This is a genomic window from Psychrobacter sp. CX5, assembly GCF_057621535.2.
Window position 1 is genome coordinate 695,286 of record NZ_CM177735.1, and the last position, 18,265, is coordinate 713,550.

The following is an 18,265-nucleotide window of genomic DNA, read 5'->3' on the forward strand; positions in this document are numbered from 1 at the left end:
AGTGAGGTATAAGGGCTTAAGTCTATCCTAACGAAAAGCTTACTGTGGATCTGCTGTCGTACTGTGTAGTAGTGACGCCATATTGGCAGCTTTTGGCTTCACTAAGAACACTTTACGGACATAGTGCTCGAAGTCTGCCAAGATTTGAAGCGCCCACGCACTGCCCGTTTTTTCAACGTGATTTTCGATAATTTGTTTTAAGTAAATACGATGCTCTTCGGTTTGCTCGCTAGAAATACGATGCAAGTCGATCAACTCATGGTTACAGCGATCAAAGAAAGTATTGTCTAAGTCCAGTACAAACGCAAATCCACCTGTCATACCAGCGCCAAAGTTTAGCCCTGTTTTACCCAGCACGGTCACCACACCACCAGTCATATACTCACAGCAGTGATCTCCGACACCTTCGACTACCGCATGAGCGCCTGAGTTACGAACCGCAAAGCGCTCGCCTGCGGTACCTGCCGCATAAAGCTTACCACCGGTTGCACCATATAAGCAGGTGTTCCCTATAATGGCGGTTTCTTGTGACGCAAAGGTAGAGCCTTTGGGCGGATAAATCACAACTTCACCCCCTGCCATACCTTTACCAACATAGTCGTTGGCATCGCCTTCAAGCTCAATATTTAAGCCGCCTGCGTTCCAAACGCCTAAGCTTTGACCTGCGGTACCAACCAGATGCAACTTGATAGGACTATCTGACATACCTAAGTTGCCCCATACTTGCACAATCTCACCTGATAGACGTCCACCAATAGAGCGGTCACAGTTACCGACTTGATAGCTATAGGTACCGCCTTGACCTTGACGGATGGCAAGTATCATATCTTCTACCATCTTCTCAGCCAGCAATCCTTTATCAAAGGGCTCATTGCGCTCGACTTGACAGGTCTGCGGCTTACCTTCAGCGGCAGGATGACTACGTAATAATGGCGATAAATCAAGATTGCGCTGCTTCTCTGTAATGCCCTCTAACAGCTCTAATAAATCAGTACGACCTACCAGCTCTTCCATGCTACGCACGCCAAGGAAAGCTAACCACTCACGGGTTTCAGTTGCGACAAACTTAAAGAAGTTAATCAGCATCTCAGCTTCGCCGATGAAGTGCTCATCTCGTAAGCGAGCTTGTTGAGTTGCAACGCCAGTCGGACAGTTATTAAGATGACAAATTCTTAAGTACTTACAGCCGACTGCGATCATTGGTGTGGTACCAAAGCCGAAGCTTTCTGCCCCCAATATGGCCGCTTTTACCACATCAAGTCCTGTTTTTAAGCCACCATCCGTCTGTACGCGCACTTTGTCACGTAGCCCATTCACCCTTAAGGATTGATGCGCTTCTGCCAAACCAAGCTCCCATGGAGAGCCTGCATGATGGATAGAGGATAAGGGTGACGCCGCTGTACCGCCGTCATAACCTGAGATGGTAATCAAGTCAGCGTAGGCTTTTGCCACACCAGTGGCAATAGTACCAACACCTGGACGAGAGACCAACTTCACAGACACCAAGGCTTCTGGATTAACTTGTTTTAAATCAAAAATCAGCTGCGCTAAATCTTCAATAGAATAAATATCATGGTGTGGCGGTGGTGAAATCAAGGTCACGCCCGGTACCGAATACCGTAAACGGGCAATCAGTGAGTTCACTTTACCGCCCGGCAACTGTCCGCCCTCACCAGGTTTTGCCCCTTGTGCCACTTTAATCTGCATCACTTGTGCAGAGCGTAAGTAAGCCGGAGTTACACCAAAGCGTCCTGATGCCACTTGTTTGATTTTTGAGTTACGCATAGTGCCGTAACGTACAGGATCTTCACCACCTTCCCCTGAGTTTGAACGACCGCCAATGGTATTCATTGCCATAGCAATGGCCTCATGAGCTTCTGGCGATAAAGCACCTAGCGACATACCTGCTGAATCAAAACGGGGTAAAATGGATTCTATACCTTCTACGTCATCAATGTCGATGCTGTTGCCTTCTTTGAGTTTTAACAAGTCACGCAAGGTTGCCACTGGACGATTATTGACCAATGCAGCATACGCACGGTAGTTTTCATAGTCACCGGTACGCACAGCATTATGTAATGTGTTGATCACATCAGGGTTGAAGGCATGATACTCTTTATTGAAGACAAATTTGAGCATACCGCCTTGGTCTAATGGCGTGCGACGGCTAAAGGCATTTTTCGCCAACAGTGCTTGGTCTTTGGCTAAGTCAGCAAAGGTCGCCCCTTTAATACGGCTTTGGACGCCTTTAAAGCACATCTCCACAATCTCTTCAGACAGACCAACCGCTTCAAATAGCTGAGCACCACGGTAGGACACAATGGTTGAGATACCCATTTTTGATAAGATTTTGAGTAACCCTTTATCCAAGCCTTTACGGAAATTGGCACGGGCATGAAGTGGATCACCTAATAGCTCACCTGACGCCACCAGATCGGCAATAACATCATAGGCCAAATAGGGGTAGACACACGTTGCACCAAATCCTATCAGTACCGCTACTTGGTGCGAATCACGTGCCACACCTGTCTCAATAATGATATTGGCATCGGTACGTAGACCCTTAGCAATTAAATAGTGATGTACCGCACCTGTTACCAATACGGCATTGGCAGGCAGTTTACCTTTTTCGATCCCTTTATCGGATAAGATAATGAGCGTCTTGTTGTTTAACACCGCACGCTCAACTTCTTCGCATATCTGTTGAATGGCCGTCTGTAAAGGAAGCGTCTCGTCATAGTTGATATCGATGCGCTGACTGTAGAAGGCAGGGTCATCAAGTGCTTCAAGCTGCTGCATTTTACTAGGTGACAACACGGGTGATGACAAAATAATACGATGGGCATCTCGCGGTGTTGGATTAAATATGTTGGTTTCAGCGCCCAAACAAGTCTGTAATGACATAACAATCGACTCGCGCAATGGGTCGATTGGAGGGTTAGTCACCTGCGCAAACTGTTGACGGAAGAAGTCAGCGACATTGCGTACTTGCTTAGACAGTACGGCGACTGGCGTATCATCCCCCATTGAGCCGACCGGTTCTTGACCGTTTTCAGCATTTGGGCGGATAATCTCTGTACGCTCTTCATTGGTAATATTAAACATTTTTTGTAAGGCTTTTAAAGGCTCTCCACGCACGCCTTGTTCAAGCAATTTTTCTTCAAGTTGCTCACTATCACGCACTCGCGTCGCCTCTTCACGTAACCATTTGCGATAAGGATGCGCTTTTTTGAGACGATTACTAATGACTTGGTCATCTAACACTTCACCATTTAAGGTATCGATCACTAGCATCTGCCCTGGTCCGACACGACCTTTGGCAATCACGTCATTTGGATCATAATCCCAAACACCAATCTCAGAGGCCACCGTAATATAGCCATTCTTCGTCGTCACCCAGCGTGAAGGACGTAAGCCATTACGATCTAGCATACACACCGCATAGCGACCGTCCTGAATAACAAGACCGGCAGGACCGTCCCACGGCTCCATGTGCTGTGAGTAAAACTCATAAAACGCCCGCAGATCCATGTCCATACTGTCGACGTTCTGCCACGCCGGTGGTACTAATATTGACATGGCATGGAATAATGACATGCCCCCTGATATAAGAACCTCTAGCATATTGTCTAAGCTTGAAGAGTCTGAACCTGTACGGTTAACAAGCGGATGTAGCTCTGCTATTTCGGGTAATTTATCCGTTTCAAGCTTCGGTGTACGTGCCACTGACCAGTTACGGTTAGCCGTGATCGTATTCAACTCACCGTTATGCGCCAAATAGCGGAATGGCTGCGCCAATGGCCAGCGCGGCAAGGTATTGGTTGAGAAGCGTTGGTGGAATACCACAATATGCGAGTGCAACCGGCTGTCTTGCAAATCACTATAAAAAGCAGGTAAATCGGAAGGCATTACCAGCCCTTTATAAATCACAGTTTGGCAATTTAAAGAGGTGACATAAAACAGAGGATCTTCAGTCAAAGCCAGCTCAGCTTTTTTACGAGCCACATATAGCTTACGGTTGAAGTCTTCTGGATTTAAGTCATCTGCTGCATTAACAAACACTTGCTTAAACTGAGGCAAAGTCTCACGGGCAATCTCACCGACGATTGATAAATCTACTGGGACATCACGCCAGCCAGCAACTGTCAATCCTTGAGCGGCAATCTCTTTGTTTAGAACTTCTTGGCTATGAGCGGCAAGACTGTCGTCTAGGTTTAAAAACACCATACCCACAGCAAAGTTTTCGCTCAGCTCAAAGCCTAGCTCTTTGGCAACCGTTTGAAAGAAATCAACAGGTTTTGCCAATAATAACCCACAGCCATCCCCTGTTTTTCCATCGGCAGCGACACCACCGCGGTGCGTCATGCAGCTTAAACTATGTATAGCAGTCTTGACTAATTTATGACTGGGCTTACCCTCAATATGGGCCACAAGACCGAAACCACAGTTATCGGTAAAATCATCAGGTGATGCAAGGTAGGTCAGCTCATCTGTTGGTGAGTTATAGGAGTGGCTATCGCCATAATTTGGTGTACTAGGATTGGCTGTGTAAGTCTGGGTCATGGCATGTCCTTTATTTAAGCGGTGTTAAATACACACCTCTAAATGGGGTTCTATATAAGTACAGTTATAGGGATAGGTGACGCAACTGTATTGTGAAATGAGTCAACATGGAGCGCACACGTAATGCTCACTATTCATTATTGACTATATTTATAGTAGCTTAACTTATAGTTAGTAGCTTGATTTATAGTAGCTTAATCTCAAGTAACTAAATTTGTTTCTGATTATATCTTAAGGAATGAATTGCTACTGGCTATCATATATATAGTTATTAACTTACTAAAGTTATTTTACTACGCAATCTTGCGCATTAGACATATAAAATATTTCGAGCATTAGCCTTCTTAAAATACGTTAAAAAAAGTATTTAAGATATATACCCCTAATATTAAAGGTAAAAACAATACAGTGAAACATTAATATAGTCACTATAAATATATTAAATACCTGCAATAACCTTGCTAAACGTCATATAAACCATACTAGAGAATCATAACTATAAAATCCAGTAAAATTTAAAGATACCATAAACTTTGACGTCACATTTTATTACTGTACTGTAAGGATAACCTTTTAATAGCCAATGGCTTTTTAAGCTCTATGATGTTAACAAATATGCCTTATATTTATTCGATCCTTCTTGCTGTCTATAGATGTCTATAGCTGATTTAGCGAGTCTAATACCTTCTCTATAAAATAACTTATCTTTGTTAGGCTTCCTAAATTTAATAGATGTAGCGTATGATTTAGTGCATTCGCACTTGCCTTCCTCGACAGGTGAGTGAGTAGATTTAGGATAACAAGGATAAATATAGATGAGTTATAAGATTTAGAACAATATAAAAAGAGGCACTCTTTTCAAGAGTGCCTCCTTTTTATAACATTGAAACATTGCAACATGACCTGACGTCTGAGTACCGTCAATATTTTACGACCGTAATAAAGCTACTGAGTCTTTTCGTTAATCAACTCTTTAATCTTATCGACGTCGCTACCATTGTTCGCAGGTGGCGGTTTGGTCGTACCGCTTGCATTCCTATTGCTCTGAGGTTTAGTCGTCTCAGGCTCGCTTGTTTTAGGTTTAGTACTGGTCTGATTTGAAGAAGCTGCCGAACTAGAAGGTTTATCCCCTCCGTTGTTCTCAGGGGCAACGACCTTACGTTCTTCTGTTACTGATAAGGTATCATTGGTATTGTTTGACCCCTTAATATTAGTATTGGTAGAAGAAGGCGCCACACGTTGCTCCTCAGCGCTTGTCGTTGGGTTCGGACTTGTACTACTTTCACTACCTGTGCTTTGTCTGTCTTGACTGGTATCCTGAGCGGCTTTAGCACGTTGTCTAGCAGCTAACTCACGCTTAGTAGGCTGAAGTTTAACTTGTCTAGTACGATTACTAGATAAGTCTTTGATTGGCGCAGATAGCTCGTAGTTTTCAATAACATCAAGGTAACTGGCAAATTGTTTTGGCGCAACTTCAACATTTGAAGGTAAGCCAAATTCCATACTACTGGCAGTGCCTGTCGCTGAAGACTCACTATTCATTGAACCATAAGTCAGTATGTAATGGGGTTGATCACTCTCATCCCGATAGCGAAAATAAGCAAATTTGTTTCTATCTTTACGCGAACTTAAATAATCAGTGATGATTTCATGCTCAGACACATCCATGACTTGCAGCGTCCATTTGCCCTTATTCTTCTTCAAATATCTTGAATCTTTAAATTCAGGCGGATAGTCACGCAAGTCTTTTACTAAGTTATCAAAGGAGATAGGTTGCACATCTTGATCAAGCTCATGCAAATTATCTATTTGCGTAACTTGAGCTATATTGAAGGCGGCCACTTCTGCCGGTTGCTCTTGCTCTTTTTCAGACTCCTCTTCAAATACTGGGGCTGAGCTAAACATCCATATGGCTAAAGCCGCGGCACCCGTTAATAACGCCATAATCAACCAGACACTGGCAAGGGCGCGACGTTTCTTTTTTTGTGGTTTAATGCTTTTATCAGGAGAAGAGCTTTGTGTGATTGCCATAGAGCAAATCCAGTAAACAGATAAATAATGGAATGGTTAAACAAAATAAAAGGGTAATACTCGTTATTCCGTACCGCGCAACACTTGTTTAAGCAGTGCTGGGTCAAACTCAGCAGTAACGACTGCGTGTCCTAACGATTTTAACAAAATCAAACGCACTTGTCCTGACTTAACTTTTTTATCATGCTGCATCATTGCTAAGGCAGTGTCAGCATCAATATTAGGTGGGTCAACAGGCAGATTAGCTGATTGTAATATAGCACGAATACGATCAACCTCTATCTGAGTCAGCCAACCCATTTTTTGTGACAGCCTTGCTGCCTGTACCATCCCAGCGGCTACCGCTTCACCGTGTAACCACTGACCGTAGCCTTGGTGGGTTTCGATAACATGACCAAAGGTATGGCCAAAATTCAGTAATGCCCGCTTGCCCGCCTCTCTTTCATCTTGTGCGACCACATCAGCCTTATATTGACAGCATCTGGCAACCGCTTCTGCCAATACCGCCTTATCCAGCGCCATTAATGCGGTCATATTGCCTTCTAACCAATCAAGAAAGTCAGCATCCATAATCAGCGCATATTTAATCACCTCAGCCATACCTGCTGAAAGCTCACGTGGTGGCAGTGTAGTCAACGTATGCATATCTGCTAGTACCATCTGTGGCTGCCAAAAGGCGCCAATCATGTTTTTACCTTTGGGATGATTGATACCTGTTTTACCACCAACACTAGAGTCCACTTGGGATAACAAGGTGGTCGGAATTTGGATAAAATCTACCCCGCGCATAAAAGACGCGGCGGCAAACCCGGTCATATCACCAATCACCCCACCACCTAGTGCCACCAAAGTGACATCACGATTACAATGATTGTCCATGAGCGCATCGTATATCAAGTCAATATGCTTTTGGTTTTTATACTGCTCTCCATCTGGCAATATGACGGACATAACCTTAAACTGAGATTGAAGACCCTTAACAAGAGGCTGTAGATATAATGGCGCTACGGTATCATTGGTCACTATCATCACCTGATTACCCTTAATATAAGGCGTTATTTCAGCGGCCATATGACTTTGACTGGTAATCTCTATAGGGTAATCATGGCTTTGGGTATGTACGGTTAAACTTACTTTCATAGGACTCTCAAACTCTACATTAAATCAAACTTTGTTATAGATACGACACTCTACTTTACCGAACATTAGGGCGTATGGAACACACCCTATCCTCTGACTCATAATAGTGCTGCATACTCAGGGTAGTGCTGCTTTAAGGTTTCAATAATTTTTCTAAGCATATACTTAGGATATCCATCACCCGTCTCAACGACAATGTGCGCTACTTCCTTATATAAAGGGTCACGTGCTTCAAATAAAGAGGTTAAAACGGCCTTTGGATTGGGAGTATTTAATAAAGGGCGAGATTTATCTTTAGAGGTGCGTTTTAACTGTATGTCGACACTGGCACGCAAATAAATCGTAATACCACGATTGTTTAAATGGTCGCGGTTTTGTGATTGGGTGACGACACCACCACCTGTTGCTAACACGATATCTGGCAAGGCTGTTAACTCATCAATAGCACGAGCTTCTCGCTCTCTAAAGCCAGCTTCGCCTTCTTTTTCAAAGATCCAGGGTATATCTGCCCCCGTTTGTTCACAGATATAATGATCACTGTCAATAAACTCACGCCCTAAGTGCCTAGCCAATAGCTTACCAACCGTGGTTTTCCCTGCTCCCATAGGTCCAACAATAAATAATGACGGTAATACTGATTGCATTATTTTCTCTCACATAAATTCACTGATTATACAGATATTTGTGTCGTTAGTTCTATAATCGTTGGTGCTGATTCGTGCTTTCTAGTTCTAAAATTACTCACAATATCTATTAGGCATAAACCCTATATTAAACCATAAGCTAAATTTTAAAAACGTTAAAATACACTTAACGAGATTAAACCTACTCAATTATAAGGCTTGATGAATGAGTTTCGGGGTAATAAAAATCAGCAGCTCTTGCTTGTCATTTCTTTGAAAATCTTTTTTAAATAACCTGCCTAGATAAGGTATATCCCCAAAAAAGGGCACCTTCTCCACATTGTTAAAGACTTGATTACGATATATCCCGCCCAAAACAATGGTTTGCCCATCATCTATGGTCACATTGGTACTTAAGGTATCAGTGTCTATCAGTATCACCCCATTACTAACTGGATTTGGTCTGCCATTCTCAATATGTATTTGCAATGAAATTCTGCCTTCAGGGGTAATATTTGGGGTAACCTCCAAACTTAATACCGCCTCTTCAAACTGTGTGGTTGTCCCGCCCCCTTCAGATTCGCTCTGATAAGGTATCTTAGTACCTGAAGATACTCTGGCCTTTTGCTTGTCCAAGGTTAAAATCTTAGGTGTCGAAATGACTTCACCCCTACCCTCTGCTTGCATGGCAGATAATTCCAGATCTATCATCAAGTCAGACATACTTAGTAGGCTAAATGCGACTCGCCCTGCTGGATTGGCGACTCCCAAGTCTATATTTAAGTTATCCGGACGAGTAACGTTATAGTCTGGGTATTCAACCGACTCACCTTTATAAGTGGTTTTATTGACACTAAATTGCTTTAGGTCGGCTAACGTTTGATCACTACCGCCCACCAACAAATCATTATTAGTTGCCACGCCACTAGACAAAATTCCCCACTTCGTTCCAATCTCCTGACTAAAGCTATCACTGGCGCTGACTATTCTGGCCTCAATCATGACCTGCCGTACTGGTATATCAATCTTAGCAATTAATGCTCTAATATTATCAATGCTGGCTGAGGTGTCTTTGATAATAAGGGTGTTAGTCCGAGCATCGGCAGTGATCACACCTCGATGAGACAGCAGTGTTTCATTCTTATGAGGATTATTATGGGGATAATTAAGACGGTAGTCTTGAGAGTTGGTACCATTAGACATGGTATCAGATGACTTTACTGGTGCCATTACGGATGACGCAACTGGTGCCGTCACTGCTTGTGTTACTGGTACTGTACTAGCAGAAGAGAAAGAGCCGCCTCTAGACTGACTGGCCTTGATAATTAAAGATAGGACATCGTTGGCATTGGCGTAGTTTAGGCGTATATACTCATGCTGCAAAGGCATTACAGCAATGGACTCTTGCTGAGATTGCAGTAAGCTTATATTTTGCGCAGCAATGTCACTTAATGGGGCAACTAAGAGAACATTACCTTGTCGCTGCATACCTAGTTTTTTACTACTTAGGATAATATCTAGCGCCTGGTCCCACGGTACATTGACCAGGTTGATCATGACAGTGCCCTTTACATTGTCACTGGCAACAATATTAGTGCCTGTATACTGAGAAAGTAAATGCAGAACACTACGAATCTCGACATTTTGAAAATCAACTGAAATAGGCTGCCCAGTGTAGATTTTATTGGCTACCTCTGCCGGTTTAACCGTTGTCTTTAATGGGCTTATGCTAAGGTTTACTTCTGTTCCTGTGCGGTAACTTTGATAGTCAAAATCTTTACTCATCTCCACAGTCACAATACCATTCATCCCCCTATTATAAGCCGACACTGACTGTATAAGCTGACTACTGCTGAAGTGTTGACCCGTTAAGGTCGCTGGTATCTTAGCTCCTGTCATTAACAAGGTTATTTTATTGCCCTGACGCTGAATATCTAGGGGAGCCGTTTCATTACTCAATGTCAGATCCACCATACCTCCCTCTTGAGCCCAATCTGTCACCTTAAGTTTATTTAGCCCAAAATACGGCGCTGATTGACGATTATCATAATGAGCAGGATTTAATAAAGGCGTATCTTCTGTTAAGCGGGGCGCTATCTGGGTCTGTACTTGTTTGTGTGTTTCGCTCTGTGCCAGACTCAATGATTGTGAATGTGAGTGCGACTGTAATTGAGTCTGGGCCTGAATTGAGAGCGGATTGCTTAATACAATCGAGGGTGGCTCGACATCGGCAGAGGCTTTTACACTGAACAAAATGCTGGTAAGCATTAAACACAGGGTTAACACCACTAAAAAATAAGGTAAACCCAACCGCACTAGATTTAGGGTTAGGGTATTGAGAGTCATGTTTTATCCCTGTAACAATGATAAGAAGTAGATAAATAGACCTCGTTCTCAACTCTTTACATAGACTATTTTTGATTAAAGTGGGCTAGAAGCACCAGTCTACAGTTAATTTTAATAAGTTGAGCACGGGGTATAATATAAATAGACAGTGAAATAGATACCGACAGTAATTTATCAGTCATAATTTCTGTAAAGACGGCTACCTAGGTGACACTAGAGAAACTGAGGCTTCAACTCGGTTGCCTTGCTGGTCTAGCATCACCTCAACGATATTAAGCTGGTTTGAGGCAACCTCTATGATGCGTCCATTACGACTGCCCACATAGTCACCAACTTCCACGCTAACCACCATCCCATCAGGACGCTGCACTAAACCTTGAGGGTTGTCATGTTCAAAAAACATCCGACCTCGGTAGGTAAGTTGTGAAAGCGGATAGTGCTCTAAAGGCTGCATAGGACGTCCCGTATTTGGTCTAGTCATTAACTCAAATACCGTTTTAGAGCTCGGATTGCCTTGCGTTATATACTCGTTTTGCTGTGATGCTGTTGCTACTTGCTGTTTAATCTGGTGGTGTAACTGCTCTTTTGCTGGCTCTAGTGTTTGCTCTTCTAGCTGTTCCGCGATTTTTTGTTCTACGTCAAGTTGTGTCTTATCCTTGGAAATAGAACGTTGGTTGACAGTAATAAGAGGCATATAAAAAGGAGAAGGTTTATCCGTGGCATCATACTCAATTAAGTTTGCCTGCTCTGCCTGCGCAATAAGCTGTTGAGACAATAAAGGTATATCTTCTGGTAGATTATTCTGAACCAAATCCTCTTGTATTGTCACATCTTTTTCTAAAACCTCCTCAAGGGTGCCATCACTGACTGTGTCGATAGAATCTTCGCAGGCTATTAGTAGCTGACCTATACCCACTACTAGGACCATTAAAAGAATGCTTGCCTGACTTTTGTCAATAAAGAGCATAAACAGTATCACTTTTAATAAATTTTCACTTCTGAGGCGGTGGCATTCGTATTCTTATCAAAGTAATTCTTATCTAAGTAATAGTGCTTACCGTGTAAGGTTAGAGATAGCTGAGCTCTTCTATTCGGGTTTCTAGAAAGATCTTTTGACGTTGCAGGATTAAGGCGAGTACGTCTATCATCGACGTAAGCAAGCTCAAAATCATGAAGCGTCAAGACATACGGCAAATTTGCGAGACCATTAAGAAAACGTCCAAAATCATGATAGTCGCCGATTAACACCATACGCATCGGTTGCTCTATAAGATATTCTTCGCTATTTTTTTGTCCTGCTCTTTGACCTGCTTTCTGATTTAAGGTCTGAACAGACTTTTGATTAATTTGTTGACCTAACTCTTGATTAACGTGTTGTCTAAGCCCCTCACCTGTCGATACCTCTTGGAACACTACCCCAGCCGCCAAGCCTATTGTATTTATTGACGCCATTAGTGCCCCCTTCTGATTGGGCTGAGACAATGGTTTAAGTAAGTGATTAAGTGTCTGGTTCGCTTGTTCTATTTGAAGACTGTCTGTCGCTCTAGCAGAGGCTTTCGCACTGAACTCATGCTGAGTTTCAATCAATATGTGCTGCTGAGTTTTTAGCGCTTTAATTTGTTCAAGTTGACTGCTGATAGGTATAAAGTAACTGATAAGCATAATAAGGACTAACAGAGAAACAATAACAGCCCCCTTTATCACCAGTGGCCAACTGCCGTAGTTTTCTCTATCTAAGCTTTGCAGACTGTACCAAAATGCTTTTAAACGATGCCCTTTTGTTTGCAATCCAGATGCTGAAGTGGCATGATTACAGCGGTTAGTGAGTTGGTTGGTAAGCCGTTTAGCCAATCTCATTATGGAGTACCCCCATCGGGTGACAGGCTTGTGTGAGTTGGCTCACTATCTAAGCTCGATGCAGACAAATCTCTATCTGATTGATTTATCGAGGTTATATCTTCTCTATCTACCAACTTTGAGGATACCAATTGCTGTAGTTCAATTTGTTGACGGGTAATATCGACCACTTCGGCGATGACCACAAACTCAAAAGGAGTGGCTAGGTCGTTTACTGCCATAGGGGGTTGCTCCGCTACCGTTTGAGCAACTCTCGTATTCTTCTGATAAATGTTCTCCTGATAAACATCCTCCTGATCAATACTTAAATCCCCTGTTTTGACCTGCTTAACAGATTGGATTTGAACTTTCTGTATTCCTTGGCTTAACGCTAAACGATTTGCCCAGTCAGAGACCGAGGCGGTACTTTCTGCCCTTCCACGAAAGGTGATTAACTCACCTTGTCTATTTAATCCTGTCAATCTTAAGGTGTTGGGTAAAGTGTTGGCAATTTCATTCCAAATATGAACCAATAATTTACGATTATTTTTGGCCTCGTAAATCCTATTTATTTGCACTATAGTAGTATGTCGTTGCTGTTTTGAAGTCTTCGTCTCGACCAGCGTTTTTGCAAGCTCACTATTACGGTGCATGAGATCTGCATTTGTTTGTTGCTGGCTACGCTGGATATGATTTAAGTAACCCCAAATAGCACTGACACCTAGTAATCCTAGGGTTATAGATAGATAAATAATCTTTAAAAACTGTTTATTCCGCTGCTGTCGTCGTTGCTCACGCCATGGCAGTAGATTAATATAAGCCACTATATTGACTGCCTTAACTGACCGTCTTGGTAGCTGTTACGTCTTAAACTAAGCCCACACGCTGTCATTAAAAGTGGCGCATCCTTATTCAACTGCACCCTGTCAATATCTGGATGGATAGTCATGTCTATAAAAGGATTAGCGATGCAAACATCAAGACCTAATTTAGACTGTAAGCTGTGTTCAATATCGGCTATCAAAGCACCTTCACCGCATAACAAGACTTTTTCTATCTGACGGCTGAGGTAATTAAGGTTATTAGCATTATTATCATCAATTGCGATGTCATCTACCCCCGAATCATCTTGACTGTCTGTATGAGTCTTATCGTCAGGGTTCAAGCTACTTAGAATTGACTCTTCCGTTAATGGTTCCGCGTCAAAATAATACTGCAATGCTTGCTTAATATGATCAACAAGGTGTTCAACAAAGGGTTCAAAGTACAGTTTAGTATAGCTATCTGGTGTATCTGATTCGTCGTTACCCCACCTTAATTGAGCTTTGTGTGCTGCTTCAAAATCAAGGTCATAACCCGTTTGAATAGCTTCCGATAACTGAGCCTCGCCAAACAATTGCTCATGCTGAAAAACAAACTCACCTTGTTTCGCAACGTATACTGTGGTGCGGGTATGGCCAATATCGACTAAAGCCACGCCTAATGACGCTATTGTTAGCTCACTTTTAGATAACTGACTTTTGGATGTCAGATATTTGTTTGATGGAGGTATGATTGATGGAGGTATGGATGTCGTAGGTATTGAACGAGGATACATTAACTGAAAAGCACGCTCGATAGCATGCAAATTTACTTCCACAACTTTAGTTTCAATATTTACAAATGCTAAACTGTCCACCCGCTGTTCAATATGATCATTATGAGACACCACCAACAGCACTTGGACAAAATCACTGTCTAAGGGAGACGGTCCTATTACTTCAAAGTCAAAGCTCACTTCTGCTAAAGGATAAGGAATATACTGATCAGCATCTATTCTAATTTGTGCTTCTATTTCGATATCTATTAATTCAGCAGGCAGTTCAATAAGTTTGCTAATAGCTTGTGCATGAGGAATATCGGTTGCAGCTCGCTTTTTTCCGACGTTGAGTTGTTGAACTAAGCCTGCGATGGTCAGACCCATCTGCTCAGTGTCAACAATAGTATTATCCACCACATCACCTGGGTTTAACTTTTGAATACCATAATGTTTTAGATGATAAATGTCTTGATAATAAGTTAATTCAACGATAGTTAACCGAGTGCTTGTTACGCTGACGCCTAACAACAAAGAGTCCGTCTTGCTCGAAAATAATGTCAAAAAGTAAACCCTTTTATGCTGTGATAAACACGACTACTTTAGGGTCTATTGATAACCACTCTTAGAAACAGACTTTAATAGAGCGCTTATGAATATTAATATTGTAAGGAGTGTCGTTTAGAAAATTATTGCCTGTAACCCTATTAATTTACTCGAAGTTTGTCAAGATAAATTTTATTTAAATATTATAAACGATTAATAATATCATGAATGTTTGGTATATATGATGACTTGAATAACAATTAAACGGCTTATTAGGATAATTATAAGATTAATTATTGGGTTACGAAGTGATACAATACGTTTAGTTAACTTTTGTCATAGTTATTCAATTTCAATGGCAAACTGACATAATAAGAATTTTTGAATACAGGTTTTGAATAAAGGTTTTGAATAAAGGTTAAGAGATAACTCTGTCCTTAATTATGTATTGATAATATTAACGTTCTAAGATATCACTCCCAAACTTTGTAATTTGCTTTATAATTTACTTTGTTATTTACGTTATGTTTTGTTTTATAATTTGATTTTAAGTGCCGACATCAGCGTAATCATGAGTTCACAATCTTTAATAAAGTTAATCGGATTTACGGAAAACCTGTAAAGACCTCAGATTAAATAGGATTATTGTGAAAATAATTACGCATAATACTTCAGTTTCTAAATAATAGAGTCACCATGCCTCAGACTTCCACTGCCTCTCATCTTATCCATCATATTGTGTCTATACTACTGGCAATCATTGCGCTTGCCCTCATTTTGGTACTGGCATTTCCTATTGGGTTTTATGGGATGGCTATGTATATTGAGCCGAATCTACCCAGTATTTCTAAAATCCAAACCTCTACTTTAGAAATGCCGTTACAGATATACAGCAAAGACAATAAACTTATTGGCCAGTATGGCAATCGTATGTCCTTGCCTGTGACCTATGAGGAGATTCCTAAAAACTTCATTAATGCTTTCTTAGCGGCCGAAGACTCCTCTTTTTATGAGCACAGTGGTATCAGCATCAAAGGCTTGGGCCGTGCTGTCACCGAAATTATTACTGATGATGACGGTCAAACGGGTGGCTCAACAATTACCATGCAGGTCGCTAAAAACTACTTTTTAAGCTCAGAGCGCACCTTTAGCCGTAAGCTTACCGAATTATATTTAGCACGTAATATTGAAAATGAGCTGAGTAAACAAGAAATCCTCACCTTGTATGTCAACAAGATTTACATGGGTGAAGGAGCCTATGGTATCCGTGCAGCAGCCAAAAAATACTTTAGCAAATCACTAGATAACCTCACCATTGCTGAAATGGCGACTTTAGCAGGGCTACCTAAAGCGCCATCTCAAAATAATCCTGTGTCTAATCCAGAAGGGGCGTTAGAGCGACGCAACTGGATTCTTGGACGTATGCTAGAGCTTGGATATATTACCCAAGCTCAATATAATGACGCCGTTGATGACCCTATAAGTGTCCATCTCTATCAAGAACGACTTGATGTGAATATGCCGTATTTGGCCGAAATGACCCGTCGCTCGTTAGTTGATAAGTATGGGGAAGAGATTATTAACTCAGGTTGGCGGGTTAAATTGACAGTAGATAGTGAGCATCAAAGTGCTGCCGATACCGCAGTCAAAAAAGGATTAATTGGCTACGATAGACGCCATGGTTGGCGTGGTGCTGAAGCGCATGGTGAGCCTTTGGATAAATTCATTACTCACTCCAACATGGTGCCTGCGAAAGTAACTGAGGTCAGTTATCGTAGCTTTAAAGCCCAATTAAAAAATGGTGATGTGGTGACAGTACCTTGGTCTGGTATGAGCTGGGCCAAACAATACTTAGATGCCAACAGAATTAAACGCTACCCCAATCAAGCGTCTGATATTGTCAAAAAAGATGACATTGTGCGCTTAATTGCTAACGAAGACCAAACGGCATGGCGACTGACTCAAATACCAAAAGTGCAAGGTAGTCTAGTCGCATTGGACCCAGAGACAGGGGCGATAGAAGCGCTAATCGGTGGCTTTGACTATAGATACAGTAAATTTAATCGAGCCACACAAGGTTGGCGCCAACCAGGCTCTACCATCAAACCATTAAACTACGCTGCCGCCCTTGAAAAAGGCTATCGCCCTGACAGTATGGTATCTGATGGTCCTTTACGCATTGGTAGCTGGAAGCCTAAAAACTCTGATGGCCGATTTTATGGACTTATGACCTTACGCCGTGGTCTTATCCTCTCACGCAACTTAGTATCTATCCGTCTGTTACAAGCAGTCGGTACTGAAGATGCGCGTCAGTTGCTAGACCAGTTTGGCTTAGACAAAGACAAATTACCCACCACCCTATCCTTAGCATTAGGCGCAGGTCAAGCGACGCCCTTACAGATGGCCACAGCTTATGCCACTTTTGCCAATGGTGGTCATCGAATTCAGCCCTATATTATTGATCAAATATATGATTACCAAAATAATTTACTTTATTTGGCCAATCCTCAACGGGCTTGTGCTACCTGCTTTAATGAAAACTTAGACAAGATTAACGCTAAGGCTATAGAAGACTTTGATAAGCAAACGGAAGATGAGATAGCACAACGTGAAGCGACGCTCAAGGCATTAGAAGAAAATCCTGAGTTATTAACAGCCAATGACAGTGATCCGAAAAGTACGGGGGCAGATGAGGACACTGATGCGAAAAGTACGGCCTCTATTCAGACCTCCTTGGATGACTTACGTTATAACGCCTCCCCTAAATCAGACCGTTTAAAACCTGCTCCTGTGACCTATCGTCCAGCAGATCAAGCGCCTCGTATTTTGACGCCTATCGTGGCATATGAAATGGCAAATATGCTTAGAGATGTCGTACAACGGGGTACTGCGACTCGAGCGAAAGCCTTAGGACGGAGTGATATTGGGGGTAAAACGGGTACGACTAACGATATGAAAGATGCTTGGTTTGCAGGGTTTCAGCCCACCCAAGTCACCGTTGTATGGTTAGGTTTTGATCAGCCTTCTACTTTGGGTAGAGGCGAATATGGTGGTGTTGCTGCGTTACCTGTTTGGATGGACTATATGCGTTCGGCATTGAAATCAACACCCGTTCGGTGGGTCAAGCTTGATACAAAGGATAAATCAAAGCGGCAGCAACCTAAGGTTGTCACATTGACTAATGATAATACCTCTAATAACAAAAACACCTCTTCTAACCCAAGTAGTAATAGAAATAGCACCCGTAGTGCTACGAGCGCTGAAAGTACGACTAGCAGTGATACCGAAGTTACAACCCCGCCAAGAGCTTCGTTGAGTGAACGTAAGCCGCCTAAGCCTGTAGAGCCACCCGCCGCCGCAAATCCGCCCAAACAGACGACTAATACCACTACTAATAATGAAGCAAACCGGTCAAGTAGTGAGCAGGTGAATTAACTGCGACCTTACCCCACGACTCAACCGCGCACTGGTGAATTGGTAGCTAACTGGATTCTTGATTTTTATTAAGTGTAGAGATGGTTGTATCCTATGAGTAAAATCGCTATCATTCATAGCGATTTTCTTTTTAGATTTAAGCTTTCCTACAACTCGCACTAGGTTTACG

General features: G+C 42.3%; 10 protein-coding genes. 1 reads left to right on the forward strand and 9 read right to left on the reverse strand.

Annotation, left to right across the window (positions count from 1 at the left end; genetic code table 11):
- Positions 1-39: 39 nt before the first annotated feature.
- From gltB to pilM, 9 genes are all read right to left on the reverse strand, one after another.
- Positions 40-4,563, reverse strand: coding sequence for a glutamate synthase large subunit (gene gltB / locus AC21OG_RS02675; RefSeq protein WP_487377277.1), 4,524 nt, complete (start codon positions 4,561-4,563; stop codon positions 40-42).
- Between the two features lie 945 nt (positions 4,564-5,508).
- Entirely contained in the window at positions 5,509-6,594 is a 1,086-nt protein-coding gene (locus tag AC21OG_RS02680; RefSeq protein ID WP_487377275.1) for a hypothetical protein, read from the reverse strand.
- Positions 6,595-6,657: 63 nt separating this feature from the next.
- Positions 6,658-7,734 carry a 3-dehydroquinate synthase gene (aroB, locus tag AC21OG_RS02685; protein WP_487377274.1) on the reverse strand — a complete coding sequence of 359 codons (1,077 nt, stop codon included), beginning with the start codon at positions 7,732-7,734 and terminating at the stop codon, positions 6,658-6,660.
- 98 nt (positions 7,735-7,832) lie between these two features.
- The gene (aroK, locus tag AC21OG_RS02690; RefSeq protein ID WP_487377273.1) at positions 7,833-8,378 is read right to left on the reverse strand and encodes a shikimate kinase AroK; all 546 of its coding nucleotides are present in this window, start codon (positions 8,376-8,378) and stop codon (positions 7,833-7,835) included.
- Positions 8,379-8,567: 189 nt separating this feature from the next.
- On the reverse strand, positions 8,568-10,703 hold the full coding sequence (locus AC21OG_RS02695; protein WP_487377272.1) for a type IV pilus secretin PilQ: 2,136 nt from the start codon (positions 10,701-10,703) through the stop codon (positions 8,568-8,570).
- A gap of 199 nt (positions 10,704-10,902) precedes the next feature.
- A complete protein-coding gene (locus tag AC21OG_RS02700) occupies positions 10,903-11,670 on the reverse strand; it encodes a pilus assembly protein PilP (protein ID WP_487377271.1) in 768 nt (255 codons plus the stop codon).
- A 14-nt stretch (positions 11,671-11,684) separates the two neighbouring features.
- Positions 11,685-12,560, reverse strand: coding sequence for a type IV pilus inner membrane component PilO (locus tag AC21OG_RS02705; protein ID WP_487377269.1), 876 nt, complete (start codon positions 12,558-12,560; stop codon positions 11,685-11,687).
- Complete coding sequence (locus AC21OG_RS02710) at positions 12,560-13,363, reverse strand: PilN domain-containing protein (protein WP_487377268.1); 804 nt, start codon at positions 13,361-13,363, stop codon at positions 12,560-12,562. The genes AC21OG_RS02705 and AC21OG_RS02710 overlap by 1 nt, the downstream gene beginning before the upstream one ends.
- A complete protein-coding gene (gene pilM / locus AC21OG_RS02715) occupies positions 13,363-14,679 on the reverse strand; it encodes a type IV pilus assembly protein PilM (RefSeq protein WP_487377267.1) in 1,317 nt (438 codons plus the stop codon). The genes AC21OG_RS02710 and pilM overlap by 1 nt, the downstream gene beginning before the upstream one ends.
- A 678-nt stretch (positions 14,680-15,357) precedes the next feature.
- Here pilM and AC21OG_RS02720 point away from each other — a divergent pair.
- Positions 15,358-18,096 (forward strand): penicillin-binding protein 1A, encoded by a 2,739-nt coding sequence (locus AC21OG_RS02720; RefSeq protein ID WP_487377265.1) that lies wholly within the window; start codon positions 15,358-15,360, stop codon positions 18,094-18,096.
- The last annotated feature ends 169 nt before the right edge of the window (positions 18,097-18,265 follow it).

What these genes read in the sequence shown, in the direction of transcription:
- AC21OG_RS02700 (WP_487377271.1), bottom strand. Translation starts at nt 11,670, where the DNA reads ATGCTCTTTATTGACAAAAGTCAGGCAAGCATTCTTTTAATGGTCCTA.
- AC21OG_RS02680 (WP_487377275.1), bottom strand. Translation starts at nt 6,594, where the DNA reads ATGGCAATCACACAAAGCTCTTCTCCTGATAAAAGCATTAAACCACAA.
- aroB (WP_487377274.1), bottom strand. Translation starts at nt 7,734, where the DNA reads ATGAAAGTAAGTTTAACCGTACATACCCAAAGCCATGATTACCCTATA.
- gltB (WP_487377277.1), bottom strand. Translation starts at nt 4,563, where the DNA reads ATGACCCAGACTTACACAGCCAATCCTAGTACACCAAATTATGGCGAT.
- aroK (WP_487377273.1), bottom strand. Translation starts at nt 8,378, where the DNA reads ATGCAATCAGTATTACCGTCATTATTTATTGTTGGACCTATGGGAGCA.
- AC21OG_RS02720 (WP_487377265.1), top strand. Translation starts at nt 15,358, where the DNA reads ATGCCTCAGACTTCCACTGCCTCTCATCTTATCCATCATATTGTGTCT.
- AC21OG_RS02705 (WP_487377269.1), bottom strand. Translation starts at nt 12,560, where the DNA reads ATGAGATTGGCTAAACGGCTTACCAACCAACTCACTAACCGCTGTAAT.
- AC21OG_RS02695 (WP_487377272.1), bottom strand. Translation starts at nt 10,703, where the DNA reads ATGACTCTCAATACCCTAACCCTAAATCTAGTGCGGTTGGGTTTACCT.